The organism is Acidisoma sp. L85 (assembly GCF_009765865.1).
GTDB lineage: Bacteria > Pseudomonadota > Alphaproteobacteria > Acetobacterales > Acetobacteraceae > Acidisoma.
Genome location: NZ_LMUQ01000009.1, coordinates 1 through 24,805, shown reverse-complemented (window position 1 = coordinate 24,805; position 24,805 = coordinate 1). Strand labels below are relative to the sequence as shown.

Sequence of the window (24,805 nt, the reverse complement as noted above, 5' to 3'; positions counted from 1 at the left end):
CTATCAACGAGCGGGTAGCGTCCGGCCTCGCATCAATACTTCGGCGTATTCGCGAGCATCGGGCCGACATTGTCCTTCGTGACCACAAGCACGCCCGTGTTTACGTTCACCGGGATTGGCTTGCCTTCCCAGCTTGTCAGGCCGTTCGTGCTCAGGCCGTTATGGTTGAAGTCGTAGAGGAGCCTGAACGCATAGTAGGTGAAAAGCTCGCGATTCTGTACGATGATCGCGGTCGTCGACCCGGTGGTGAGGGTCTTGAAGAACTCAGGCGTCTGCTCCATCGCGGTAACGACGATCTTGCCCTGCTTATGGGCTTCGGTAACAGCCTCGACGATACCTGGGCCTGACTCGGAATCGAACCCGGCCATCGCCGCGATATTCTGATGAGCCGCCATGATCGAAGACGCGACACTCGCCGCGGTGGATGAGTCGCCTGCATCATCTTGATAGGCGACGATCTTATATCTCGGGCCAGCTGCTTTAAGGGTTGCGGTGAATCCCGAGACCGCCTGCTTCATGTTATCGGCGTTGACCATGGAAAGCGCAGCGATTTCCCCACCGTTCGGAAGCGCCTTTATGATGGCCTTCGCCTGTTCTTCCCCTATCGTGTGCCAATCGGTGCCGATGAAGGCGAGGCGTTTGGAATTGGGAAGGTCTGCATCATCGACGACCGTCGGCACATGCATGGCGATGCATTTATTAACCGAGGCCGTCAGCGCCGGATCCCACCCGACCACCGAGATGCCTGCTGGCTTCTGGGCGCAGACCTGATCAATGGTCGCAATGAACTGTTGCAGGTCTATACTGGTGGGGCCTGCGATCCGTATTTTGACGCCGAGCTGGTCAGCCACCTTCTTCATGCCCCTGTAGTCGGAGCGCACGAAAAGCGGGAGGGTGGAGTTCTGCGAAATCCAGTAATAGGTTTCTTTCGCGTTGGCCGGCCCGAAAGCCGTCTGCGCCTCCGCGGCTGCGAATGAGCCGGCAAGCATAGCTCCCGCGAGCGCTAATCCTTTGATGGATCCCATGATGATGTTTCTTTCCCTGATTTCTGCGGTTCTATCCGCGATGCACTTGTTTGAAACGGTCCAGCGAGACTGCCAAAAGCAGTACTGAGCCTATGATGATATTCTGCCAGAACACGCCGATGCCATTGATGATCAGCGTATTCTGAACGAGTGCGATGAAAAGCACGCCGAGGACGCCTCCCAGGACGGATCCCTCACCCCCGCGGAGGCTGGCGCCGCCAAGTACTGTCGCGGTGATCACGGCCAGTTCAATCCCCAGCCCGGCCGTGACCACAGCCGAGTTCAGCCGGGCGGCGCCCAGGACTCCGGCCAGCCCGGCGAGACCTCCCATGATCACGAAGGCGATGAGGGTAAGGCGCTGGACCCGAATTCCGGATAGCTGGGCGGCGCGCGCATTGCCCCCGATAAAGTAATACTGCCTGAAAAAGCGCGTGCGGGCTACGGCCCAGCCGCCAGCAATGACTATGAAAAGCATCACCCAAAATGGAGTCTGAAGCCCGAGAAACACCGACTGGCCGTAGGTGGCGAAATCGTCTCCGATCGGGGTGATCCCTGTGCCGGATAGGAGCTGGGTAATCCCCCTGTATATTGCCATGGTCGCCAAGGTCGCGATGAGCGCGTTTATGCGAATGCGGGTGACAATGAAGCCGTTAAGCGCGCCGAGAGCGGCGCCTGCGACAATCCCCCCCAGAAGACCCAGCTCGGGCGGCAGACCCCACCACGAGACGAGGGCGCCCGCGACGACGCCCGAGAAGGCCAAGGTCGATCCGATGGAAAGATCGAACATTCCGGCGATCATCAGAAGCATCATTCCCGTGACCAGAATTCCGGTCTGCGCGGCGTTCAGCATCACGGCCGAAAAGTTGTACCAAGTGGCAAAGTTGTCTGGATAGACGACAGTCATCGTCACCGACAGCGCCGCGATGAGCACGATCAGAGTCACTTCACGGGAGTTGGCAAGAAAGCCGATCAGCCGGCTCGGCCCGAACGCCCGATGCCGTATTGCCTTTGGAGACGGGGCGCGCAGCAGGGCGTCAACCATGAGCAACCGCCTCCGGCTGGATCGTGGTATGGCGGGTGGCAAGCCGCAGCACTGTTTCCTCGTCGGCCGACGCCCCGTCCAATTCGCCGACGGTGCGGCCATCTGCCATGACGATGATGCGGTCGGCGAGGGTTAGAACTTCGGGAAGGTCCGAGGAGACCAACAGCAAGGCGAGGCCGCGGCTCTTCAGATCGCGCAGAATACGGTAGATCTCGGCTCTCGCCCCGACGTCGACGCCACGGGTTGGTTCATCAACAATAAGCAGGTCCGGCTTTGGCGCGAGCCACTTCGCCAACAATACCTTCTGCTGATTGCCTCCCGAAAGATTGCCGACGAGTTGCCGGCAGGAAGGTGTCGCGATTCTGAGCTCTCGTATATAGCCATCCGCGAGTTCGACCTCCGCCGCCTCCGACATCAGGCCCGAACGTGAGACCTTCTTCAGCACGGTCGCGCAGATATTCGCGGAGATGGACTGATCAAGGAAAAGCCCCGCATCCTTACGATCCTCCGGAACCATGCCGATGCCCGCGGCCATGGCGTCCCACGGTCCGGTCCAGCGCACGGCCCGGCCTTTGAGGCGAATAGATCCGCGGATATGCCTCCGGGCACCGAATACCGCCTCACACAGCTCCGACCTCCCCGAACCGACAAGGCCGGCCAAACAGACGATCTCACCGGCCCTCACTGTCAAATTGGCGTTCCTGACGAAAGGCGGGGCGGCGAGGTCGGTCACTTCCAAGACCGAATCTCCGGGATGTGCGGCGCCCTCCCGCGCGAAAACCACCTCGCGCCCTACCATCAGTCTGATAAGCTCGTCTTCGTTGGTTTCAGCGAGCGTTCGGGTTCCCGACACCTGCCCGTCTTTCAGCACCGTCACGCGGTCGCACAGCTCGAAGATTTCCGTGAGGCGATGCGAGATATAGATGATTGAGACGCCATTCGTCTTCAGCCGCCGAACCAGCAGGAACAGCCGCGCGGTCTCCGTCGTCGTCAAAGCCGATGTTGGCTCGTCCAGTATGAGCAGCCTCAGATCGCGCGAGAGCGCTTTCGCGATTTCGACGACCTGTGCCTGCGCAGTCGACAGGCTACGCACGAGAACACCAGGATCGAAGGAGACGCCAAGATCACCCAGCAGCCGGGACGCGCGGCGGCGCATTTCAGCCCGGTCGATATTGCCAAACCGGCCGGTCGGTTGTCGGCCCGCGAAAATATTTTCCGCTATGGACAGTTGCGGAACCAGCGAGCCTTCCTGATGCACGATGGCAATGCCGAGAGAGCCCGCGCGCGCCTCATCCATAGCGACGAGCGGTGTACCGTCCAACTCGATCTGGCCGGCATCGGCTTGATAAACGCCGCCGATGACCTTGCCGAGCGTCGATTTGCCGGCACCATTCTCCCCCAAAAGCGCGTGAATTTCACCGGGTTCGACGGAAAACGACACCCCTCTAAGGGCAAGAACGCCCGGAAAGGATTTTTGTATCTCATGCGCGGCGAGACGCGCCGGTGGGTCATTCGGATCGGCCACGGCCTCACGCCTTGGCGTCTTTTAGGTAGCGCTCCTGCAGGCTTTTGATCATCCAGACCATCGAATTGTTTAGCGGCGTTGCGATATTGTGCCGCGTTCCTGCGTCCACGATCGCGCCATTGATCACGTCGATCTCCGTCAGACGCCCAGCCTCCACATCCTGCACCATCGAACCCCTGGCCCCGACGGCCCGGTCGAGGAGAGTCGTGATGGCTTGCCAATTCTCGGCTTCGTCCAGGTGGATACCTTGCGCGCGGGCGACAGAACCGACTTCCCCCAATAACCCGCGCATCATGGCACGCGTGCCATCGTGCTGATTGAGTTGATCCGCGGAGAAGCGGAGAAGCGCGGCGGTCGGCAAGGTGCAGACGTTGAGCGCCAGTTTCTTCCAAACCTCATCGAGAATGCGCGTCGAAACACTGACCTCGAAGCCTGCCCCCTTGAGCGCGTCGGCAACAGCCTGGAGGCGCGATGTCGTCTCGCCACCCAGTTCGCCAAGATACGTTATGCCTGTGCCGGGATGCCGGACATGTCCGGGTGCCAGCAATGTCGCCGAATGATAGGTGAGGCCGACAAGAACACGTTTACGACCGACGACTTCGGCGATGCGATCGGCGTTGCCCCAGCCGTTCTGGAGCGAAAGCACCGTAGTCTCCGGACCAATCATCGGTAGCGCGGAACGAACGGCCGCCTCGGTGTGATAGCATTTAACGAAGTTGACGATGACATCCACGGGTCCAACTGCCTCGGGACTGTTGGTCGCCTTCACAGGAATCGTAGAGCTTTCGCCACTCTTCTCATCGATACGCACGCCGTTCCCGTTGATCGACTCAATAGCCGCCTTGGACACGTCGATCAGGGCCACATCGTTGCCGCTTCGGGCCAGCCATGCGCCGAACAGCCCGCCCATGGCGCCGCCGCCCCCGAGGACCGCAATCTTCATTCGACTTCCTCTCCCGATACGGTCTTCGACCTGCTCGGCGATAACTTGTTTCGCGCTTGAGGAAAGGCTATCGTCTCGGCATGATAGGTGTCAAGTATGATGGTATGATAGGTCGATGAACGAGCCGATCTTAATCGAGCGACGCAAACTTTACGAACAGGTGGCGACGCATCTGGAACGAGAGATCCTGAAAGGAACCCTCAAGCCGGGAGACCGTCTTCCGCCCGAGCGGGATTTGCAGCTGAAGTTTGGCGTGGGACGGCCCGCCATTCGCGAAGCACTCATTACGCTGCAGCGATCCGGGCTTATCGAAATTGGTAACGGCGCCCCAGCCCGCGTGGCCCGGCCGACGATGCAGGGCGTAGTGTCAGGCATGGTGCCGGCCGTGCAGCAGATGCTGAGCACCGCGGAGGGGCAACGTCACCTCCAGGGAGTACGTTTGTTTATGGAAATTGGCCTGGTCCGGCATGCCGCCGCCCATGCCAGCGATGAAGAGTTGGCGGTGCTTTCCGCGGCGCTCGACAACAATCGGACGGCGGTCGGCGATACCGTAGCCTTCATAAGATCAGACGTCGCGTTTCACTATTGTCTCGCCGGCATGATGAGGAATCCCGCGTTTCTTGCGCTGCACGATGCCATGTCGACCTGGTTGCTGGAGCAACGTCGGTTCGCGCTTATGGAACCTGGTGAAGGTCAAAGAAGCTATGAGGCGCATGCACGCATCTTCGCGGCGTTGAAGAAGCGCGACCCCGATGCCGCGGAAGCGGCTATGCGGTCCCACCTGGAAGAGGGCTGGGTTTCTTTCTGGCGCCGATACGAAGACGGATAAGCGAAACGGGAGCAAATGGCACCACTCCCGAGGAGATAAGCATGTCCGATCTGACAGCGCCGATGGCGGCCATCCTGCGGCGACTGCCGAATATCGTCGGCGACCCACGCCGCAACCCGGACATGACGCTCAAGGAAGCGCGTGCGCGAACTCGCCGTCTCTGGACCGGCTACTGGAATGCCGAACCGCCATGGATCGCACGGATAGACGAACATGTCGCCGAAGGTCCGCACGGACCTATTACTATCCGCCGCTACGATCCCGACACGGATTGCGCCGACTGCATCATCTACTACCATGGCGGCGGTTTCGTGCTTGGTGACCTCGACACGCATGATGGCATCGCGCGACGGCTGGCCCTGTTCAGCGGCCTGCAGGTCTTTAGCATCGCCTATCGCCTTGCACCTGAAAACCAGTATCCCGCACCGCTGGATGACTGTGTCGCCGCCGCCCACTGGGTTCATGCTCGCATAGGTGAAGCAAGGTTCGGCCTGGCCGGAGACAGCGCCGGCGCAAACCTCGCATTGGCGACGGCCCTGCGGCTTCGAGCCGGCCAGCATGCTCAGGCGACGGCCCTGTTCCTTATCTTCGGATGTTACGATAGGGCCATGACCTCGGCGTCACACGCAAAATACGGTCAGGGCGAATATCTAATTTCGAAGGGGGACATCGATTGGTTCTGGCGGCAGTATCTGGGCGAATTGGACGCTGCACCTCCGACACTGGCGGCCCCGATTGATGCTGACCTGCGGGACCTGCCCGTCACCTACGTAGGTGCAGCAGAATGCGACCCGCTTTGCGGCGACAGCGAGCGGCTCTTTTCGCGATTGCAGGCCTTTGATGAGGCCCATACCTTTCGGCTCTGGCGCGGACTGACACACGCCTGTGTCGGCATGTCCCGAGATCTAAACGCAGCAGATCAAATACTAGCTGAGGCCGCGGTATGGCTCAGACATAGGCTGCGGCGGGAGGTTGAGCACAGTCGGCGCCTCTGACGCGGCACACCCGCGGCGTTGGCATTTCCACTAAGAGGAGCCCACTGCAGGTTCCGCGTTGCCCTCTTCAAGTCTCCTAACGGCATGTTCTTGAACCCGCGAATGACACTTATCTTATGTTGACCGGCAGTGACGGAATCGTTGGAGGTTTTGGGAAGGATTCCGGACAACTGATCTCCGGGCATCACCCGCGTGCTCTGTAGCTGAATGGATGGCCTTGCCGGAATGGACGTCCCCGCCAACACGGGGTAAGCCTCTTAAGTCAAGAGTCTCATGAACGTACTCGGGTCGCAGGAGCTTTGCACAGTAGCGTAGCCGGTAAGGTATAAAGGGGATCCGCTATGACAGCGTCTTGCATCGATTCTCTGCTTTCCGGATCTCGGCGATTCAATCTATATGAATACAGCATCAATTGGGGTCGCTTGCCGAGCTTCGCGAAAAACGTTAGCCGACGCGGCAGGAGCCTGGGCGGAAGGCCGTTTCGACTTTGTTGCTGCCGAACGTGCCGGAGAAGAGGCTCGCTGCATTTTTGCCGAGTTGATTAATGCGCGGGTCGATTGCGTGTCTCTCATCCCTTCCGCGAGCGCAGTGGCGGGCCAGGTAGCGGCTCACCTGAGCGATGTTCCTAGACGTGGCAACATCGTTATAGGGGCTCAAGAATATACGTCTGCACTTTTCTTTTTTCTGCAATTGAGGTCAAAGGGCTTCGAGATCCGGTTGCTTCCATTCCAAAATGGAGCCGTCAAGGCCCATCAGTTTGCGGTAACGGCGGATGAGCACACCCGCCGGATCGCGGTCTCTGCGGTTCAGTCCGCCTCCGGCTATCGGGTGGACATAGCCGCTTTGCGTGAAGTCGCTAGTCATTTCCGGCGCCTTGCTTTACGCAGACGGTGCGCAGCTGTGCGGCGCGTTAGCTCTTGACGTCCAGGAGTTGCAGATCGACGCGCTAGCCGCACCAGCGCATAAGTTTCTACTCGGTGCCAGAGGAATGGGGTTCGGCTACTTTGCACCTTATCTTCGCGACGTGATGACTCCGGTCGGACCAGGTTGGAAGGCAGCTGCCGATCCGATGAACGCCTTCTATGGCCCCAGCATGGACCTTTCCGCAACAGCCTCTCGCTTTGATCAGTCGCTTGCATGGATGATCGCGCCGGCGACGCTCGAAGGCTTGCTCGCCCTCCGCGGGATGGCTTCAGAAGCGTGGCCGCCAACAATTTGGAGTTGGCGCGTCAGATGAGGAACGGCCTGCGCAGTGCTAGTGTAGAGGCTCTCGATCACGGTGCGGAGCGGGATTCAACGATTTTCTCGATTGCTACGAGCGACTTGACTTCAGAGGACCGCCTGAGACGTAAAGGAGTGGTCGCCGCGACCCGTAATGGGCGCTCCGCGTCGCACTTCACCTCTACAATACGGCTTCACAAATCGACCTTGTCCTATCTCTTCTATAGTATGAAGCAGATGCATGGTTGGTGACGGAAGCGCTCAAGCCTGAATCGGAACATTGCTTTGATCACTGACGCTAAAAGCGGTCGGATTCGAGGTGCTCGACAATTCGGAGATGCCCGACATCATGGTATCGTCGGTGCGTACGCTTCTGAGCGCCACGAGGCCGCTGCGTCGAAAGTAGGAGATCGGCGCGCGTTAGTTAGATTGATGGCGCAGCCGATTGGCGCACAGTGCAGGCGGATGCCGTCGAGGCAGACCGTCTCGCTTCGGAAACCGCGCATAGCACCGGCAGGCTGTACCGTCCTTTTTTATCAGGCCGATCTGGTCATGCCTCGTTGGAAGGCTGGGGATCATCGAGGCCTCCCTCATTGGCGAAGCCACGTCCGCAAACGTCTCCAAGGACTAACCTGGCCAGTTTCATCCCTTATTTCGCCCGCCTGAGGCGCCTTCGCCAACTGCTCGATCAGCCGCTTAGCGAGCAAACCTCGATGGCCGCGCGTCCAATGATCCGCCGCATCATCGTTTGGGAGCCACTCTGGGAGTGGCAGCATCAGGTACTGTGCGAGACCGTCCAGCAGTGGTTCGTAGGTCGCGCGTAGTGCTCGCAGCGCGAGAAAAGCGTCGCCTTCTACCTGCCAATCAAGTCCAGACCTCGCCAGGACAGCCTGCAGATGAAGGCATGCCTCGAGGGGTAACCTGTCGTCGCCGTCGTAACGAGAGGGCGCGATTCGGAACGACCGTGCCATCTCGACGGCGACCTGCCGCATGACTTCAAAAGTCATGCGCGCCTGAAAGGGCTTTGCATCACCTACACCTACGAGGATGAGGGCGCAGCAATCTGTGACGGCCGTCAGCGCGGCCAGCCAGGACTGATTTTCATGCTGCGAGCGGTAGTAGGCCAGCATTGGATAAGACAGATGACCTTCCAGCAGCTGCGCTCCCCACAGCTCCCACGCCCGCAAGAAGTCGTCGAGTTCCCTCAGAGCCGTCGCGTGTTTGCACAGCAATCCCGCAGCTGTGGGCGGAGATCCTGCTCGGCTATCGAGCTGAATTACCAGCACTTCCCTTCCCGAAAACAATTGGTGGATGAGCGGCAAATAGCCAATGACCAACGCGATGAAGCCAAGCCCAACGCCCGCTTCGATAACAGCGGTCAGCCGAGCAATGCCGGAATGCGGTACGACGTCGCCGTAGCCCAAAGTAAAGAAGGTCACGCCACTCATGTAGAATTGATCGAATAGGGAGGAGCTGGCGCCGTTCTTAGCGGCTGGCTCCTGTGCCCATTCCAACACACCAAAGCCCACGATCAAAGTAGTGGCCCAGGATGCAAAGAGACCAAGCATCGACAGAGCCCCAAAATGGCTGAGCATGCCTTCCCGACCGCGACCAGGTCCGAGCCCCGTCGCGATACTCGAGCAAGCCCGCCATACGGTGCGAAAATAGATCACCGCGAACCGCGTCCGCCGCTGCACGCGCCGTGGCAGAAGCATCACCTCGAACGCGTCCTGGAGAACGAGAACGATCGCCACAAATGCGAACGCCCCTATCGCGGCGGCCCATGGCTGACTCAATTTTTCCCTCCGATCACTTCCTTCAATGTCTCTAACGAACCGGGAGAAGTCCCCCATCACCAAGCAGATTAACGCAGTTTGACTGAACTCCAAGGCCGAAAGGACTTCCCGCTCAGGCTCTGCTCTCCGTTTGTTCCCCCTGCGCGCTGAACATCCTCTTTTGGTCGCGACGCCCAGGCACGATTGAAAAGTCGCGGGGAACGCAGATGTGGTCCAATTCGCGGAACTTGTGGCGGAGGTCGTCCATGATGCTCTTACCATCCTGCTTGCTCGGAATGACCGATGTGACCTTACCGTTCTCCGCGTCAACTTCGCGAAGCGCACGTCTAGCGCAAGCCTCCGCCGCCGCATGCGACTCGTCCGCGAGGAGTTCGTTGGCTATCCGCTACGTCTCCATTCCCGGAAGAGGGCCTATGAAGGCGTCCATTTGTCCCCCAGAATGGCTTGATGAACCGTAATCTCCTAATCTACGGCGCGCTGGCTGTCGCAATTATTTTCGAGGTCTTAGGAACTTCGTTTTTAAAACAGACGCAGCAGTTCACGAAGGTATTGCCGACGTTTTTGACGGCAATCAGCTATCTTGCGGCCTGCTATTTTCTAACGATCCCGATCAAGACGATGCCTATCGGCATCGCTTATGCGATCTGGAGTGGACTTGGCATCGTGCTGATCTCGTTTGTCGGCCTGATCTTTTACAAGCAACGCCTTGACGCTGCGGCTCTAATCGGCCTTGGTCTCATCCTGGCGGGCGTGATCGTGGTCAACGTCTTCTCAAAGTCCATTGAGCAATGAAGAGGCTTTCCGAGGTCGTGAGGCACCGATCCGCGGCGATGCCCACGCGGCTGTTGGCGCACCGCACGGCAATTCTGCAACGGCCCCGATTCGGATTGGGTATTCTCACTGGTCCCGCAGCTGACGAGTTGCCAGCCACGAATTCCGTTTCACCTGGGCGGGGCGACCGATTATGCCTGGGCACCTACACGCCATTGCTGGCACGACGATAACCCTGAGCCTGGCAGTCCGTTACAGGTTCACCTCGCCCCCCGGATGTCCACGCTCACCTGAGCGCAAACCGCCACGAACAACGCGGGCACCGAACGCACTCAGCAGAAGGTAGAGGGGGAGCAGAAACGGAGGGCGCCAGGTCGGGGCCCGCCGGCGGCACTTGTACCTATAACCTTTCTGGCGTACAATGCGTTAGGGGATGTAGGTGCGAGATCCTACCGCGAGGCGCTCCTGATCAGGAACGCGGGCAACAGGGCCACGCAAACAACGAGCGCAGCGATCCGTGGCAGCGACATGTAACCCGAGAAATTCGCGAGCACCGCCGCGCCCAGAGCGGCCCCGAGTGCATCACCAAGATTGAACGCAGACTGATTCAACGTTGATGCAAGATTAGGCGCCTCCTTCGCTTGCTGAACGACCCGGTGCTGCAACGGCGGCACGAGGGCGAATGCAGCAATACCCCAGACGAAAACGGCGACGAGGGCGAGCGGACCGGTGCGGACCGGAGACCAAAACTGACTAACGCGATCACGTCGGCCACCAGAAGCGCGCGGATCGCGAGCAAGGCGTTGCGATCCGCTAGGCGACCGCCAGCCAGGCCGCCCACCGAGAGGCCGGCCCCGAACAAGAAGAGTGCTAAGGCGGCCTCGTGCGGCGTCAACCCGGCCTCGTGTTCCAGCAAGGGTGTCAGAAAGGTCAGGACGCTGAATAGCGCCGCCGATGAGAGCGTGCTGATGAGCATGGCGAGCCAGATCTGAGGCTCCCGTAAAGAAGCGAGTTCACGCCGAATCCCGTAAGCTCCGCCCCCGAGCCGACGCGGCACCCAGGTGATCATGGCCGCCAGGGCAGCCGCCGCGAGGGTCGCGACGAGTGCGAATGTTGTCCGCCAGCCGGCCGCCTGCCCGATCCAGGTGCCGAGCAGGACCCCCACAACATTAGCGACCGTCATGCCTGTGAAGAGCAAAGCGACCGCCCGCACCGCCTTGCCCGGAGGCGCAAGCTCGGACGCGACGATGGACGCGATGCCGAAGAAGGCACCGTGCGCCAGCGCAGTCACGATCCGCGCGATCATCAGGACGCGGAAGTTGGGTGCGACCGTGCAGGCCACGTCACCCACGAGGAACATGACCATCAGAGTCACGAGGGCACGTCGCCGCGACACAGACGACAGCAGCGCAGCGACGAACGGTGATCCAAAGGCGACGCTGAGCGCGTAGACCGAAATGAGCAGGCCGGCCGCAGGCACTGATACATGGAGATCGACAGCGAGCCCCGGGACAAGGCCGACGATAACGAACTCGCCGGTCCCGATGCCAAAGCTCGCCAGCATGAGCGAGTAAAGTGCGCGCCCGTTTCGAGCCTGAACCGCGTCGTCCATCGAAGACAGGCTCAAAGCGCCCTTCGTGCTCGTCAACTCAACGCCCCTCTTGCTATTTGCCGCCGTTGCCATTGCGACACTGCCAATTTTGATCCTGTATATGGTTTTCAGGCGGCAGCTTCAGGCAGGTTTTTCCATGGGTTCAGTCAAAGGTTAGCCAGATATGGAGGTATCATGTCGCGCGACGCATTGATCGTCTGGGGTGGGTGGGAAGGGCATGAGCCCGAGCAGGGCGCCAAGGTAGTCACCACCATGCTCGAAGAGGCAGGTTTCCGCGTTCGGGTTGAAACTTCGACAGCCACCTTCAAGGATTCCGCGCTTCCAGATTTAGCCTTAATCGTGCCGATCTATACGATGTCTCAAATCAAGAAGGATGAGGCAGAAGCCTTATCGCGGGCAGTCGAGGGTGGCGTGGGACTAGCAGGCTATCACGGTGGGATGGCAGATGCGTTCCGAGAATCCACGGAATATCAGTTCATCGTCGGCGGCCAATGGGTAGCTCATCCTGGAGACATCATCGACTACGACGTTGATGTCACACGGCCGGATGACCCAATCATGTCAGGGATCCCCGAGCGGTTCTCATATCGGTCTGAGCAGTATTACATGCATGTTGATCCTTCCAACGAGGTCTTAGCCACAACCTCCTTCACGGGCCATCATGCAGCCTGGATTGCAGGTGTCGTCATGCCAGTCGTGTGGAAGAGAAAGCATGGACAGGGCCGCGTATTCTATTCGTCTCTAGGACACGTAGCGGACGAATTTAAAGTCCCGGAGATGCGGGAGATCTTTCGCCGAGGCCTTCTCTGGGCAGCGGGTTAAGTAGTCTACTCGAGATCGGCCGCGTCATCGCCTGGAAGCCGGGTGAGCACCCCGCCTTCGCTTGCCAGCAAGAGAGCTTAACGCCGGGTGCGACGACCCGCGTGATAGTGGAGCATTTGCGATAGAGCAGCCTACCGCACATCCATTTAATTGCCTTCTTGAGCGCCGAACAGGCAACCACCTCCGGTAAGATGAAGGTTTCGATTACGGGGGTCCCGAGGACGGTGGAATAAAGGCGCGGATTGGCGGAAGGTTGCCCTCGAATTTTTCGACTTCGACAGCTGTCAATTGGCCCGTGCATCCTTGGGCAAGTGCAGATGTTCCCACGTCTCGGGTCAGCACATTCGGATTGCCGTGGACACAAAGTGGATTCTCTTCCTCGGGATCAACTGGGTCGTACCAGGCTCCTGTCGGCAGTTGAACAACGCCAAGCCGGATATCCGTCGTTAAACGGAGTGCTGCGAGACAGGCGCCGCGCTCGTTGAATAGGCGGATGATGTCGCCATCCGTTAGCCCCCGGGCCGCCGCATCGTGGGGATGCATGCTGGCGACCTCCCGTCCCCGCCACTTCGCGTCCGCGCTATGGCTACCGAAATCGAGTTGGCTGTGCAGCCGCGTCGCCGGCTGATTGGCAACAAGAAACAACGGCGCGCCAGGCCGCGTCCCATCGGTGGGCACCAGCCAAGTCGGATGGCCCGGGCAATCTGGATCCTCAAAACTCGCGATGGTGGAAGAGAAGATTTCGATCTTGCCACTTGGCGTTTTGAGCCCATGAGCGACCGGATCATCTCGAAACGCACGTAGGAAGCCGCCGTCGTCGGGCTTCTGCGGCAGGGTCAATCGCCCTGCCTCCCAGAATTCCTCAAAGCTCGGAGCGGGTATGCCCTGAAGTTCGAGTGACTTGCTCGTGCGATCATAGAGATGTTCCAGCCACTCGCGCGCGTCGCGGCCTTCGGTGAAGCGGTCGCCGCTGCCGAGCCGCTGAGCGAGGCCGGAGAAGACATCGTAGTCGTCTTTCGCTTCTCCGAACGGCTCGGCAATCCTGTGCATAGCGACCATCAGCGGGTCGCTCGCACTATATCCGATATCCTCCCGTTCCAGCGTCATCGTCACTGGCAGCACGAAATCGGCATGGCGCGCCGTAGCCGTCCAGGCGATTTCATGGACCACGACGGTATCCACCTGCGCAAAGGCCCGCCGCAGGCGGTTGATATCTTGGTGGTGATGGAAGGGGTTGCCGCCAGCCCAGTAGATCAACCGGATATCGGGATAGGAACGTGTCTCGCCGTCATAGCGATAGTGGCCCCGCGGATTGAGCAGCATATCGGCGATGCGGGCGACCGGGATGAATTCGGCGACACCGTTGTGCCCCTGGGAAAGGGTCGGACTAGGCACTGCATTGTTGCGCCTGCCGTAATAGCCGATCGCACCCAAGGCATAGCCGTAGCCGCCGCCCGGCAGGCCGATCTGCCCCAGAACGGATGCGAGCAAAGCGCCCATCCAAACCGGCTGCTCACCATGCTCGGCACGCTGGAGTGAATGGGCGACCGTGACCAAGACGCGCTTGCCATGAAGGCGGCGGGCCAGCGCAGCGATCTCTTCGGCGGCCAAGCCGGTGATCGGGGCCGCCCAAGCCGCGTCTTTCGGCTGCCCATCAGCCTTACCCAGAAGATAAGACTGAAAGACCGGCCAACCCTCACAATAGCGCTCAATGAAGGCTTGATCGTGAAGCCCTTCCGTCACTAGCGTGTGGACGAGCGCCAGCATGAGCGCTGTATCAGTGCCAGGAATCGCGCTGATCCACTCGGCAGCCGCTTCGTCGGGTAGGTCCTGTCGTAAAGGTCCGACGAGCAGGAACTTACAGCCGCGTTCTGCCGCGCGCTGCATTGCGCCGCGCTCGACATGCTGGCTGATGCCGCCGCCTGCAATCATCGAATTCTTCAGGGCCATGCCGCCGAAGGCAAGCACGATCTCGCTATGCGCGGCCAATTGCTCCCAGGTGACATTGTTCATCGTCAGGCCGTGATAATTCCCCAGCACATGCGGAACAATGACGGAGGAAGCGCCGGCGCTGTAGCTATTGACCGAGCGGACGAAGCCGCCCATCGAAAGATTAAGGAAGCGATGTATCTGGCTCTGCGCGTGGTGAAAACGCCCTGCACTGGCCCAACCATAGGATCCACCGAAAACTGCTCCGGGTCCATGGCTGTCCTTTACTCGCAGCAATTCAGCGGCTAGGCGATCGAGGGCCTCGCCCCACTCGACCGCTACAAAACCGTCCCGCCCGCGACGAGAGCTGGCGCCGGCGCCGCGTTCGAGCCAGCCTCGACGGATCATAGGCTTGGCGATGCGGGCCTGGTGGCGAAGCGCCCCCGGGAAATTATTGACGATCAGATTAGGGTCTGGATCATTCGCATCACTACGAACCTCGAGCGCGTTATTCTGCCAGCGAGCGGAGAAGACACCCCAGTGTGAGCTATGAGGCTTGAATCCGTCGTCCAAATAGATACCTCAGCCTTTAATTGAGCGATAACACCGAGGCTGAATGTTGCAGCTGAATGGCAAGACTGCAATCACTGTCCGGGCCACCGTCAGGCGGGCGGGTCATGAGGAAACCGCCATAGATTCGCCCCGCCGATGTCCGAGCAGGGACAAGATTGCATCGCAGCGTCGGCTTGGATCGGGCGCAGGAGCTAAAAAGATAGCCCGAACGCTGCTCAGTCGAATGTTACCAGAGGCTAAGTGACGGCGCACAAGGCCGGGGCTGCGGGGTACATGATGACGCTTAAAAAGCAGATGTCCGCAACTATCCATATGCTTCCTGGGGACTTCTTCTTTTTGGAGGGGCAGGCGGCTTGTGCAGACGGTCGTGATATCCAGGATACCCCTACCCTCCTTACAGTGATCAGTATTGCAAGCGGCGAGAGAGATGGTTGGCTGTCGGCTTTCGCCGCCGAAGGGTGCGCGCGGACCTAATAGCCTGCCTGGTGGCCACCGTCGAAAATGCGGCTAAGGAGGACGTTTGACGAAACGATGCGTGTCTACAATGAGAATACCTAGTCTTTTGCCGCTGGCGTGCCTCCTGGCGCCGCGAAGCGGTGCCCAGCGCTCCGACTGCTCGCTTTGCATGATCTCAAAAGTGTTTATTGCTTAAAGCGCCCCCATTATGCTGCAGTGCACAACGGCAGCTGTTTGGGAAAGAGATAATGGCGGTGGGGCCTCCCTGGCGGACGGTGGAACTTTGCGAGATGCCTATGCGCAACGGCGCGACCGCGGTGGCCAAGGTCGAGCGTGACGACTTTGGCGTCTGCTACTGGCGTCTAAACGTGGCGGACGGCGATCGCTTAGCCCTCATTACCGGTGGAACTGCGTCGTCCATCGGTCTGGCGAAGGTCTTTGCGTGGACGGCGATGCGTGTGGCTCTCGGCGTCGAGTTACAAAATGGCGGTTGAACGGATAGAAGTTGCGAGACGCCTCATTGATGCGAGCGTGGCGTTGATAAAGAGCCAGGAGGATTACGTGCTCGCGCTCAATCGCGCGTAAATGTATCTGCCTGCCATGCTCGCCTTTGAGTTGCTTCTCATCATGCGGGCAACCCTTGCATTTCGGGAAGCGCGCCTCCGATCAATGCTGGGAACAGAGGCCCGGTGATGATCTCCATGCGGGAGAACGTGTCGGACATAGGCATAACACCAGGTCTATGCCTGGGCCTTCCGGCTATGGCCGGTGTCCGGTCAAAAACGGGGTTCAGTTCACCCCGGACCGAGGTAATCAGCAAGCAGGGCGAGCGCGATCGCCACAGAACGACTGCGAAGGGCGTTTCCCAAGCAATCGGTAAGTGATTAGAAGCGTTGCTTCCCGCATGGATGTCTAACACCAAGATGAAGACGAGCAGTGTGCTATCAAAAGGCCCAGGATCTATCCTACGGGACGCGGCCGGCCCGACCCACCTGCAGCAGATCATCGCCGCCCTTACAGAGGGGGTGATCATCGTCGATCCTAATGGTTCGTTTTCCTGGGCGGATGAGACGGCGCTTAGGTTGCACGGCGTCCGTAGCCTCAAGGAGCTCGGCGGTACCGCGGGCGGCTTTGCCGAGCGGTACCAGTTGGCCTACCGCAATGCGGCACGGCTGCGCCCGGATGAGTACCCGATCCAACGGCTCCTCAAGGGGGAAACCATCGACAAAGCCCTCGTCGAGGTTAAGCGCCGCTCCGATGGCAAGCGCTGGTTTCATGAAATCCGAACCATGGTGCTCAACGATCCTGCCGGGCAGCCCGATTGCTTAGTGTTGATCCTGAACGATGAGACGGAGAGGTTCAACGCCGAAGAGCGCTTCGAGCGTGCTTTCGCCGCCAATCCAGCGCCTGCCATTATTGCTCGGCTCTCGGACATGCGATACGTCAAGGTCAATCACGGCTTCCTGGAGCTGACGGGTTATCATCGCGACGCCCTGATCGGGCATTCGATGCACGAGATCGACGTGCTGCGGGGCGCCGAGAGGCGTGACCTGGCAATCGCGCGCCTGAATGACCGCGAGACGATCCCGCAGATGGAAGGCTCACTTCTTTTGCCGGACGGCCGGGAGAAGACGGTGCTACTTGGTGGTCAGCCGCTGGAGATCGGCGACGCCGCCTGCATGCTATTTACCTTCGCCGATCTGCATCCGAGACAGCAAGCGCAGGATGCCCTGCGTCAAAGCGAGGAGCGGTTCGCCAAAGCGTTTCGCATGGCGCCTGGCCCAATGGCCATTCTCACCTTGGATCGGCTGCGTATCCTGGATGTCAACGACGCCTTCACTGCAGCAACGGGATGGCGCAGGGAAGAGGTCGTGGGCCGACCTGAGGCGGAGGTCGAGTTCTGGGGGCAAGGCGCGCACCGCGATGAACTCGAACGCCAGATGAAGCACACAGGTCACGTGCGCAGCGTGGAGATCGAGCTGCGGTCTAAGGACGGCATCCGCTGTGATTACCTGCTTTCGGCTGAAATGGTCGAAATTCACCACGAGCGCTGTGTGCTGAGCGTCATGCTGGACATCACCGAGCGCAAACAGACCGAGACGGAGCTTTTGGCGGCGGTGCAGTCTGTCATGCAGGACACGTCCTGGCTCGGGCAGAAAATCGTCGAGAAACTAGCCAATGTCACCCGAGGTAAACGGTCGTCATCGAAGCAGCCCGAGTTGACGACATTACCGGCCAGAGCGGTCGAGGTGCTGGGTTTTGTGGCACAAGGCCTCTCTGACGGTGAGATCGCTAAGAAGCTCGGCATAGCCCAGAACACGGTGCGCAATCACGTTAGTGCGGTATACGGCAAGCTCGGCGTTCATCGGCGGAGCGCCGTTATTGTTTGGGCCCGGGAACGAGGCCTCGGAACCCTTCCCCAAACCCCTGGCAAGATGAGCAAATCCGGACGCAAAATAAAGGCTAGTTAAAAGCTACCATGACCTCAGTTAAATAACACTACTAGTGTTCGCAACGACCTCTGAAACTTCGTCACTAGAATAAGTGAACGAAACTCCCTTCTCTTCGTGAGTGCAGCCACGGCACGCGTAAGTGTTGCCGCAATCTGAGAAACGGAGATCGTCGATGGACAAAGACCGCATTAAGGGGACCGGCAAGAAGGCAGCGGGATCCGTCAAGGAGACCGCCGGCAAAGTGACCGGCGACACGGAGCTCAAGGCCAAAGGGACGGCCGAGAAGACCGCCGGCAAGGTGCAGAACGCCGCTGGTAAAGTGAAGGACACCGTTCGCGACGCGGCGAAGAAATAGGTCAGGCGGATGTCGAGTGGCGGGCCCTCCAACCGTGGCGCCTCTTGCAGTACGGACAATACCGGCCCCGATGTGCAGGTGCTTCTACTTCACAAGGAGGATGTCGCAGTTTCCAAGCGCGTCCGGAAGACGCGGGTCTGCGCCACCCGGACAACGACGACCCGGGACGCCGTCGTCGAGGCCGATCTCCGACATGATCGCGTGGTCGTGGAGCGGGTCGCCGTTGGACGGATCGTGGATGCCGTGCCGCCCCTCCGTCAGGAGGGCGACGTGACCATTCTCTCAGTCGTGGAAGAGATTGTCGTCGTTGAACGCCGCCTCGTCCTCAAGGAGGAGGTGCATCTCCGGCGGGTTCAGACCACCGAACGCCATGTCGAAAGCGTCACGCTTCGAGAACAGGCCGTCACAGTTAGCCGAACGGACAGCCAGGACTGACGGGAGCACCAGCCACGTTTTTCTCCGATGAAACCTCGTTACAATGTACAAAGGACAAGTATCATGAACGACGAAACCATCGTTGCAGTCTACGACACGCCAGCCCACGCTGAACTTGCCATTCAGGATATCATTGCGTCTGGCGTGGTGCCTGAGAGCGCCGTTAGCCGACATGGCGGAACCCTATCCGGCGCCTCGACGACCACAACGATTGAGCCGGTTCGTGAGCAGGGTTTTTGGGCGAGCCTCTTCGGCAGCGAGCCGGACCATGACACTGCCGTCTACGACCGCAGCCTGGAACGTGGTTCAACGGTTGTCACAGTGAGGACCCCTGAGAGCCATGTTGATCGGGTGATGGAGATACTCGAGGGCCATCTTCCGATCGACATTGACGCGCGGGCCGCGGAGTACGGCCTCACGCAGACCACAGAGATGCGAGAGCCAGCGGCGCCGACACGTCCGGAGGTGGGAGCGGCCGTTCCGGCGACGGCGACCGCTGGCGAGACCATGCAACTGGCGGAGGAAAGCCTTACCGTCGGCAAGCGGGTCGTCAACCTCGGGGGTACACGGATCCGCCGCTACGTGATCGCGACCCCGGTTGAAGAAAGCGTCTCGCTCCACGCTGAGAAGGTTACGCTGGATCGCCGTCCGGTGACAGATGGCCGTCCCGTCGCGAACGCGGATTTCACCGACAAGACCATCGAGATGACTGAATCCAGCGAAGAGGCCGTCGTCTCAAAGGAGGCACGCGTTGTTGAAGAAGTCAGTCTTCGCAAGGAAGCCACCGATCGCGTCGAAACGGTGCGGGATACCGTTCGCAAGGAAGAAGTCGAAATCGAGCAGATCCCTGGCGAGACCACAACGGCACGGACCGAAATCCACCCACTCGATCCACACGCGCCAAAGATTTGAAGTGAGGATAGCCGAGGCGATAAAGCTTTTTCGCAATGTCGCCTAACGCGTAGCCGCCCGATCCTTGTATCGGGCGGTCAATCCATTCTCGGGAGGCGATACAATGTCGATAATTGGTTGGCTCATCCTAGGACTCATCGCCGGGTTCATCGCGAGCAAGATTGTCAACAAAAGTGGCGAGGGCGTCATCTTGGATATCGTGCTCGGCATTGTCGGTGCCGTCGTCGGCGGCTTCTTGTTCTCGCTGGTCGGTGCAGCGCCTGTCACTGGGCTCAATATCTACAGCATGATCGTCGCGGTCATTGGGGCTATTGTCGTATTGGTCATTTACCACGCGATCGTCGGGCGTCGCGCGCTCCGGTGAAGCAGTTGCCGGCAGTAGCAGAAATGGAGCACACGGTAGAAATTCTTTAAATTCGCTTGCTGGCGATCTCATGAGCAGTGGAGGGGCGCCTTCCCCATTTGGGGCGGCTGATGAACATGCTTGGCAGCCAAGGGGGCGTGGGTCGGCTAGGTACTGGCACGGCGGGCGGGGCGGCATGTTAACCGCCTTCGATCAGCCGGGTCTCGGACGACTGGCATAGATGAGGGATGGCAACGCGGGAACCGTTAGGCGAAGGAGGTGGCGCCGAGCCGGCCGCACGCTTCTCGGGCTCGCCCCTCCACGCTCAAGGCCGTCCAACCTTGGCTGCTGCCTTTCGTCAAACCTCCCAGCTTACCTCAATGCGCCGTATGCCTGAGATGTGATGTCCTGAGACCGGGGTCGGCGCGGCGCATAGCGGGAGCGGCACCAAGTAGCCGTGAGAAATTTTCAAAGGCCGTCATGAGACGAAACATTCTGAGGATGGGCAAAATCTGCTTAGCAAGCGCAATATTATCGATCCTGGGTGGAGCAGCTTCCGCCCGCGCTGGCGCAGTCGAGATTTGTGCGTCCAGGCTTGACGCGGGGGACTGGGACGAGCTCTTCAGCAAAGGACCAATCGTCATCCCAGCTCACATCATTTTCCAATTTCGAGGACATATACTTGGCTCGCTCATGGATCCCAACGACCAAGGTCACAGCCTTCCGGGAGGAGGATGGCAGGTATCTCCGGCCGAAGTACGGCGACGCAACGCTGTGGCCAGGAACGACCCAAATCTGTGGGAAAGTGGCTACCTGGCCTTCATGACTGTGAAACCCTCCAAGCTTTCCATAGAGCGGCCGTGTGCGTCCGCTGAAGTCGAGCAGGTGTTATCACAGCAATGGGGTTGGTCGAAGACCGGCATAGCCGCCGACCGAAGCGTTTTATTTCGGGATCTACGCCGTTTACGAACACGGTGTTGTGGTCACCAGCTTCAGCGACGACAGCAACCCTTTCTTCTTTGCGGCCGCTCGCGGCGAGATTAACGCGTCTGTCACATCCGACATCGACAACTTCGTCGTGCTAGAAGACGCTCTTCAGGATCAGTCACCCTGATAGCCGGAAGACGCCGCGTCAATGAATAGCTTAAGTATGGTCGTGACTTATCCATCACAGCAATACCTTCGGGCCCGCGGTTTGCTTTGCCGGTCACGCCGATCTGGCCGGATCGTTCCAGCATCTGGCGCGTAAACTTGTCCATGCGCGTGGCCGTCGTGGGGCCTGAGGGGCCGACAACCTCCGACTTGGTGGGAGGAACCGGCCCACATAATAAATGAGGCGGTTAGTGAAATCGACCTGCAATATGCCGTGGTGTTTGGCCTTTCCTTCTGGTTCGAGGTGGATGTTCATTACCGCGTTCCCGACCTCGTCACGGATTGCTTGTTCGATACGGTCGCAAATCGCTTGGGCATCCCTCGACCGCCATGCGGGCCGGCACCAGAAGATGAAATTCCACGAAGGTGGCACTGCCTGCGATCCGCGTCCGCAAGCCATGGGGCCTCAATCGCTCCAGCGGCATTGTTGGAAATGATGCACTTCAACGCCGCAACTGCCCCGGGTCTGCAACTTTATCCATCAGGCCCCCGATCGACTCCCGAAGCAGCCCGTAGCGGGCCCAAAGAATATTGGCCGCTACCAGGGCTGCAACGAGCGGGTCGAGGCGAAGCCACCCCGTAATCGGCATCAAGGCGAAGCCGACGAGGACGGCGCCAGTGGTCCAGACGTCCGTCATAATGTGCTTGCCGCCCGCAACCAACGCCGGAGAAACCTTAACACCCTCGGCGTCTGGGTCTTAGCAAGGCCTGCGCTCTCTGTGCGAATTCGCGTTTATCAATTGTAGTGAACCGCCCCCAATAGTCTTCCTCAATCGGCCTTCCCAATCGCGCTGTTCACGATCTTCTGGGCTTCGTTTACGATAACATTCAGGTGAGTCTAGCTCACGAAGCTTTCCGCGTAGATCTTGTAGATTGCCTCGGTCCCTGAGGGCCGGGCTGCAAACCAGCCGTTGCGAGCAACGACTTTGAGCCCGCCAATCCGAGCGCCGTTCGCGGGCGCAGTCGTCAGTTTCGCTTCGATTGGCTCGCCTGCCAGCTCCGGCTCTTTGATTGCCTCTGGCGACAGCATTGCCAGGCTGGCCTTCTGCTCTTGGCTCGCCGATGCATCGATACGCGTGTAGTACGAGGTACCGAACTCTTTCGTCAGATCCGAGTAGAGCTCCCCCGGATCCCTTCCTGTACGAGCAGTGATCTCCGCTGCAAGCAGATCCATAATCAGGCCGTCCTTATCGGTCGTCCAGACCCTACCGTCGAGCCGCAGGAAACTCGCGCCGGCACTCTCCTCCCCTCCGAAGCAACAAGATCAATCAAGCAACCCTGCCGCGAACCATTTGAATCCGACCGGCATTTCGGACAAACAACGGTGGAGCTTATGGACAACGTGGTCGATCATGCTGCTGCTCACCAATGTCTTCCCGACTGTCGCCTCGACGGGGCAACCGGCGCGATTATTGAGTAATACTGAACGGCGACCGATAGGTAATGGTTCGGATTCATCAGACCGACCGATGGCGTTACGATGCCGTGGCGATCGGCATCCGGATCGTTGGCGAAGGAAACTCGATATTTGTCCTTGAGGCCGACGAGCCCGGCCATCGCATAAGGGCTCGAGCAGTCCATTCGGATCTCGCCGTCATGGTCCAAAGTCATGAAAGAGAAGGTCGGGTCAACTGCCGGATTTGCGACCGCGATATTTAATTTGTAAATGGTATTGATCGGCTCCCAGTAATGCACCCCCGCCCCGCCAAGCGGATCAACGGCGAGGTTGAGGCCTGCAGCGCGAACCGCTTCCATATCGATGACACTGCGGAGATCATCAACATAAGGCAGCACAAAATCTTCCTGATGAGTTGACTCCGCATTCAGGGCGGCTGTGAACGTCATTCGACGCACACCATTCATGTTGCCTCGCAGGAGTTCATTGGCACGAGCTTCAATCCAGCGCGTGACGTCTGTATCGGCGGGTCCACCATTTGTCGGGTTGTACTTTAATCCACCGTCCTGCGGCGGATTGTGCGAGGGTGTTATAACAATGCCATCGGCGAGCCAGGTCTCGCGAAAGCGATTATGGGAAAGAATCGCATGCGAGATGACGGGAGTAGGTGTGAAGCCATCGCCTTGCTGGACAATTGACTCCACGTCCGTTCGCCGCGAGAACTTCTAGAGCCGTCCTCTGGGCTGGCGTCGACAGCGCGTGAGTATCCTTGCCCATATAGATGGGGCCACTGATGCCATGAGCGCGCCGATAGTCACAGATCGCCTGGGTGATCGCCAAAATATGGGCTTCGTTGAACGATCCCCGAAGAGACGAACCACGATGTCCGCTCGTGCCAAAACTTACCAACTGGCCAGGGTCATCGAGGTTAGGAAGCCGCGACAGATAGGCCTGTTCGAGCTGCCCCGGATCGATCAGCATATCCTTTGGCGCCGGTTTGCCGGCCAGTGACGAGAGGACCATTGTCTGTCACCCTCCTATGCGATGGGGCACGGCGTCACGTTCCAAATATCAGTTGCGTATTCCCCGATCGTGCGATCGCTTGAAAACTTTCCCGCACCCGCAATGTTGAGGATCGCCTTGCGCGCCCATTGCTTTCCATCCGCGTAGAGACCGACCATCCTATGATCCGCGTCGAGATAATCTTTCAGATCCGCAGATGCATGTATTCCTCACCCTGCGTCAGGAGCTCGTCTCTGAGAAGCGTGAAAATACCAGGTTCGTAGCGGCTAAAATAGTCCGAGGATATCAAATCCAGGGCAGCGCGGGTCTCAGGCTCGTTCTCATAGTGCCAGTGGGGATTGTACCAGCCACGGCTGCTTTCGACCTGAGCGGCCGTGAGGCCAAACATGAAGAAATTCTCTTCCCCGGCCTCTTCGGCCATCTCGATGGTCGCGCCGTCCCGCGTGCCTAGAGTCAACGCGCCATTCATCATGAATTTCATGTTGCTGGTGCCACTGGCCTCGTAGCCTGCCGTCGAGATTTGGTTGGACACGTCCGCGGCTGGTATCAGTCGCTCTGCGAGTGACACGCGGTAGTCCGGCAAGAAGACAACCTTGAGGCGACCCCGGACCACCGGATCACCGTCGATGGTTCGCGCAAGATTGCCGATGAACTTGATGATGAGCTTGGCTTGCCGGTAAGCTGGTGCCGCCTTTCCCGAGAAAAAGAAGGTTCGCGGCAGCATCTCGAGATCGGGGTTGTCCCGCAGCCGGTTGTACAAGACGATGACACGTAGAGCATTGAGCATTTGTCGCTTGTATTCGTGAATACGCTTGATCTGGCAGTCGAAGATAGTGTCCGGATCAACCGTCTGATCGGAGGTTGCTTTGAGCCAATTAGCGAATTGCGCTTTTGCCGCGAGCTTGGCATTTTGAAAGCTATCCTGAAATGCTGAGTCTCCCGCTAGCGGCCGCAATTTTCTCAACTCGTCGAGATTGGTCATCCAACCATCGCCGATGGCCTTCGTAATGCCATTGGAAATCGCTGGATTTGCCAGCAAAAGCCAGCGCCTCGGCGTTACACCATTGGTCTTGTTGTTGAATCGCTCGGGGAAGATCTCAGCTAGTGTCCTGATTCCGAAGTTTCTATCCACATCTCTGCTGGACGTCGACGGTTCTTTGGCAGAAGCGCTGGATTGACGCCAAGATGTCGTCTGCG

20 protein-coding genes and 3 pseudogenes are annotated in these 24,805 nt (G+C 59.2%); 12 read left to right on the top strand and 11 right to left on the bottom strand.

Annotated elements, in window-relative coordinates:
- Window positions 1–32 precede the first annotated feature (32 nt).
- The 4 genes from GSQ83_RS01140 to GSQ83_RS01125 form a co-directional block, all read right to left on the bottom strand.
- Window positions 33–989 (bottom strand): substrate-binding domain-containing protein, encoded by a 957-nt coding sequence (locus GSQ83_RS01140; RefSeq protein WP_256367204.1) that lies wholly within the window; start codon window positions 987–989, stop codon window positions 33–35.
- A gap of 67 nt (window positions 990–1,056) precedes the next feature.
- A complete protein-coding gene (locus GSQ83_RS01135) occupies window positions 1,057–2,067 on the bottom strand; it encodes an ABC transporter permease (protein ID WP_158800882.1) in 1,011 nt (336 codons plus the stop codon).
- Entirely contained in the window at window positions 2,060–3,592 is a 1,533-nt protein-coding gene (locus GSQ83_RS01130) for a sugar ABC transporter ATP-binding protein (protein WP_158800881.1), read from the bottom strand. Before GSQ83_RS01130 ends, GSQ83_RS01135 begins: the two co-directional genes overlap by 8 nt.
- A 4-nt stretch (window positions 3,593–3,596) precedes the next feature.
- Window positions 3,597–4,535, bottom strand: coding sequence for a ketopantoate reductase family protein (locus GSQ83_RS01125; RefSeq protein WP_158800880.1), 939 nt, complete (start codon window positions 4,533–4,535; stop codon window positions 3,597–3,599).
- 115 nt (window positions 4,536–4,650) lie between these two features.
- Between GSQ83_RS01125 and GSQ83_RS01120 the strand changes: the two genes are divergently transcribed.
- The 4 genes from GSQ83_RS01120 to GSQ83_RS30995 all read left to right on the top strand — a co-directional run bounded on the left by GSQ83_RS01120 (window position 4,651) and on the right by GSQ83_RS30995 (window position 7,596).
- Entirely contained in the window at window positions 4,651–5,364 is a 714-nt protein-coding gene (locus tag GSQ83_RS01120) for an FCD domain-containing protein (RefSeq protein WP_158800879.1), read from the top strand.
- A 41-nt stretch (window positions 5,365–5,405) separates the two neighbouring features.
- Complete coding sequence (locus GSQ83_RS01115; protein WP_158800878.1) at window positions 5,406–6,359, top strand: alpha/beta hydrolase; 954 nt, start codon at window positions 5,406–5,408, stop codon at window positions 6,357–6,359.
- A gap of 396 nt (window positions 6,360–6,755) precedes the next feature.
- Window positions 6,756–7,280, top strand: a complete 525-nt coding sequence (locus GSQ83_RS31000; protein ID WP_158800877.1) for an aminotransferase class V-fold PLP-dependent enzyme — start codon at window positions 6,756–6,758, stop codon at window positions 7,278–7,280.
- Window positions 7,207–7,596, top strand: coding sequence for an aminotransferase class V-fold PLP-dependent enzyme (locus GSQ83_RS30995; RefSeq protein WP_216849856.1), 390 nt, complete (start codon window positions 7,207–7,209; stop codon window positions 7,594–7,596). Before GSQ83_RS31000 ends, GSQ83_RS30995 begins: the two co-directional genes overlap by 74 nt.
- Before the next feature lie 574 nt (window positions 7,597–8,170).
- On the opposite strand, the gene GSQ83_RS01100 is transcribed toward GSQ83_RS30995, so the two are convergent.
- Window positions 8,171–9,376 carry a potassium channel family protein gene (locus GSQ83_RS01100; RefSeq protein ID WP_158800875.1) on the bottom strand — a complete coding sequence of 402 codons (1,206 nt, stop codon included), beginning with the start codon at window positions 9,374–9,376 and terminating at the stop codon, window positions 8,171–8,173.
- A 447-nt stretch (window positions 9,377–9,823) separates the two neighbouring features.
- Here GSQ83_RS01100 and GSQ83_RS01095 point away from each other — a divergent pair, with 447 nt between their 5' ends.
- Entirely contained in the window at window positions 9,824–10,168 is a 345-nt protein-coding gene (locus GSQ83_RS01095; protein ID WP_158800874.1) for a multidrug efflux SMR transporter, read from the top strand.
- A 586-nt stretch (window positions 10,169–10,754) separates the two neighbouring features.
- On the opposite strand, the gene GSQ83_RS01090 is transcribed toward GSQ83_RS01095, so the two are convergent.
- Window positions 10,755–11,795, bottom strand: coding sequence for an MFS transporter (locus GSQ83_RS01090; protein WP_254065437.1), 1,041 nt, complete (start codon window positions 11,793–11,795; stop codon window positions 10,755–10,757).
- A gap of 138 nt (window positions 11,796–11,933) precedes the next feature.
- On the opposite strand from GSQ83_RS01090, the gene GSQ83_RS01085 reads away from it, so the two are divergent.
- Window positions 11,934–12,581 carry a ThuA domain-containing protein gene (locus tag GSQ83_RS01085; protein WP_158800873.1) on the top strand — a complete coding sequence of 216 codons (648 nt, stop codon included), beginning with the start codon at window positions 11,934–11,936 and terminating at the stop codon, window positions 12,579–12,581.
- Between the two features lie 204 nt (window positions 12,582–12,785).
- On the opposite strand, the gene GSQ83_RS01080 is transcribed toward GSQ83_RS01085, so the two are convergent.
- Complete coding sequence (locus GSQ83_RS01080) at window positions 12,786–15,083, bottom strand: molybdopterin-dependent oxidoreductase (protein ID WP_254065436.1); 2,298 nt, start codon at window positions 15,081–15,083, stop codon at window positions 12,786–12,788.
- A 752-nt stretch (window positions 15,084–15,835) separates the two neighbouring features.
- Between GSQ83_RS01080 and GSQ83_RS01075 the strand changes: the two genes are divergently transcribed.
- The 6 genes from GSQ83_RS01075 to GSQ83_RS01050 all read left to right on the top strand — a co-directional run bounded on the left by GSQ83_RS01075 (window position 15,836) and on the right by GSQ83_RS01050 (window position 20,058).
- Window positions 15,836–16,033 carry a hypothetical protein gene (locus tag GSQ83_RS01075; RefSeq protein ID WP_158800872.1) on the top strand — a complete coding sequence of 66 codons (198 nt, stop codon included), beginning with the start codon at window positions 15,836–15,838 and terminating at the stop codon, window positions 16,031–16,033.
- Between the two features lie 429 nt (window positions 16,034–16,462).
- On the top strand, window positions 16,463–18,010 hold the full coding sequence (locus GSQ83_RS01070; RefSeq protein ID WP_158800871.1) for a helix-turn-helix transcriptional regulator: 1,548 nt from the start codon (window positions 16,463–16,465) through the stop codon (window positions 18,008–18,010).
- Window positions 18,011–18,164: 154 nt separating this feature from the next.
- Window positions 18,165–18,347 carry a CsbD family protein gene (locus tag GSQ83_RS01065; protein ID WP_158800870.1) on the top strand — a complete coding sequence of 61 codons (183 nt, stop codon included), beginning with the start codon at window positions 18,165–18,167 and terminating at the stop codon, window positions 18,345–18,347.
- Window positions 18,348–18,356: 9 nt separating this feature from the next.
- Window positions 18,357–18,782, top strand: a complete 426-nt coding sequence (locus GSQ83_RS01060; RefSeq protein ID WP_158800869.1) for a DUF2382 domain-containing protein — start codon at window positions 18,357–18,359, stop codon at window positions 18,780–18,782.
- Between the two features lie 63 nt (window positions 18,783–18,845).
- Window positions 18,846–19,694, top strand: coding sequence for a YsnF/AvaK domain-containing protein (locus GSQ83_RS01055; protein WP_158800868.1), 849 nt, complete (start codon window positions 18,846–18,848; stop codon window positions 19,692–19,694).
- Between the two features lie 103 nt (window positions 19,695–19,797).
- A complete protein-coding gene (locus tag GSQ83_RS01050; protein WP_158800867.1) occupies window positions 19,798–20,058 on the top strand; it encodes a GlsB/YeaQ/YmgE family stress response membrane protein in 261 nt (86 codons plus the stop codon).
- 1,031 nt (window positions 20,059–21,089) lie between these two features.
- Here GSQ83_RS01050 and GSQ83_RS30990 read toward each other — a convergent pair.
- The 4 genes and pseudogenes from GSQ83_RS30990 to GSQ83_RS01030 all read right to left on the bottom strand — a co-directional run.
- Window positions 21,090–21,302, bottom strand: a pseudogene (locus GSQ83_RS30990) (fumarate hydratase C-terminal domain-containing protein); the annotation flags it as partial.
- Window positions 21,303–21,632: 330 nt separating this feature from the next.
- On the bottom strand, window positions 21,633–21,827 hold the full coding sequence (locus tag GSQ83_RS01040; protein WP_158800866.1) for a hypothetical protein: 195 nt from the start codon (window positions 21,825–21,827) through the stop codon (window positions 21,633–21,635).
- A 131-nt stretch (window positions 21,828–21,958) separates the two neighbouring features.
- A pseudogene (gene pgm / locus GSQ83_RS01035) lies at window positions 21,959–23,608 on the bottom strand (phosphoglucomutase (alpha-D-glucose-1,6-bisphosphate-dependent)).
- A gap of 14 nt (window positions 23,609–23,622) precedes the next feature.
- Window positions 23,623–24,740 (bottom strand): annotated as a pseudogene (locus GSQ83_RS01030) (glycogen/starch/alpha-glucan phosphorylase).
- Window positions 24,741–24,805: the final 65 nt, after the last annotated feature.

Coding starts and splice junctions, on each gene's coding strand:
- GSQ83_RS01085 (WP_158800873.1), top strand. CDS start 11,934: ATGTCGCGCGACGCATTGATCGTCTGGGGTGGGTGGGAAGGGCATGAG.
- GSQ83_RS01060 (WP_158800869.1), top strand. CDS start 18,357: ATGTCGAGTGGCGGGCCCTCCAACCGTGGCGCCTCTTGCAGTACGGAC.
- GSQ83_RS01125 (WP_158800880.1), bottom strand. CDS start 4,535: ATGAAGATTGCGGTCCTCGGGGGCGGCGGCGCCATGGGCGGGCTGTTC.
- GSQ83_RS01095 (WP_158800874.1), top strand. CDS start 9,824: ATGAACCGTAATCTCCTAATCTACGGCGCGCTGGCTGTCGCAATTATT.
- GSQ83_RS01075 (WP_158800872.1), top strand. CDS start 15,836: ATGCGCAACGGCGCGACCGCGGTGGCCAAGGTCGAGCGTGACGACTTT.
- GSQ83_RS01120 (WP_158800879.1), top strand. CDS start 4,651: ATGAACGAGCCGATCTTAATCGAGCGACGCAAACTTTACGAACAGGTG.
- GSQ83_RS01055 (WP_158800868.1), top strand. CDS start 18,846: ATGAACGACGAAACCATCGTTGCAGTCTACGACACGCCAGCCCACGCT.
- GSQ83_RS01140 (WP_256367204.1), bottom strand. CDS start 989: ATGCTTGCCGGCTCATTCGCAGCCGCGGAGGCGCAGACGGCTTTCGGG.
- GSQ83_RS31000 (WP_158800877.1), top strand. CDS start 6,756: ATGAATACAGCATCAATTGGGGTCGCTTGCCGAGCTTCGCGAAAAACG.
- GSQ83_RS01135 (WP_158800882.1), bottom strand. CDS start 2,067: ATGGTTGACGCCCTGCTGCGCGCCCCGTCTCCAAAGGCAATACGGCAT.
- GSQ83_RS01070 (WP_158800871.1), top strand. CDS start 16,463: ATGAAGACGAGCAGTGTGCTATCAAAAGGCCCAGGATCTATCCTACGG.
- GSQ83_RS01040 (WP_158800866.1), bottom strand. CDS start 21,827: ATGACGGACGTCTGGACCACTGGCGCCGTCCTCGTCGGCTTCGCCTTG.
- GSQ83_RS01065 (WP_158800870.1), top strand. CDS start 18,165: ATGGACAAAGACCGCATTAAGGGGACCGGCAAGAAGGCAGCGGGATCC.
- GSQ83_RS01115 (WP_158800878.1), top strand. CDS start 5,406: ATGTCCGATCTGACAGCGCCGATGGCGGCCATCCTGCGGCGACTGCCG.
- GSQ83_RS01050 (WP_158800867.1), top strand. CDS start 19,798: ATGTCGATAATTGGTTGGCTCATCCTAGGACTCATCGCCGGGTTCATC.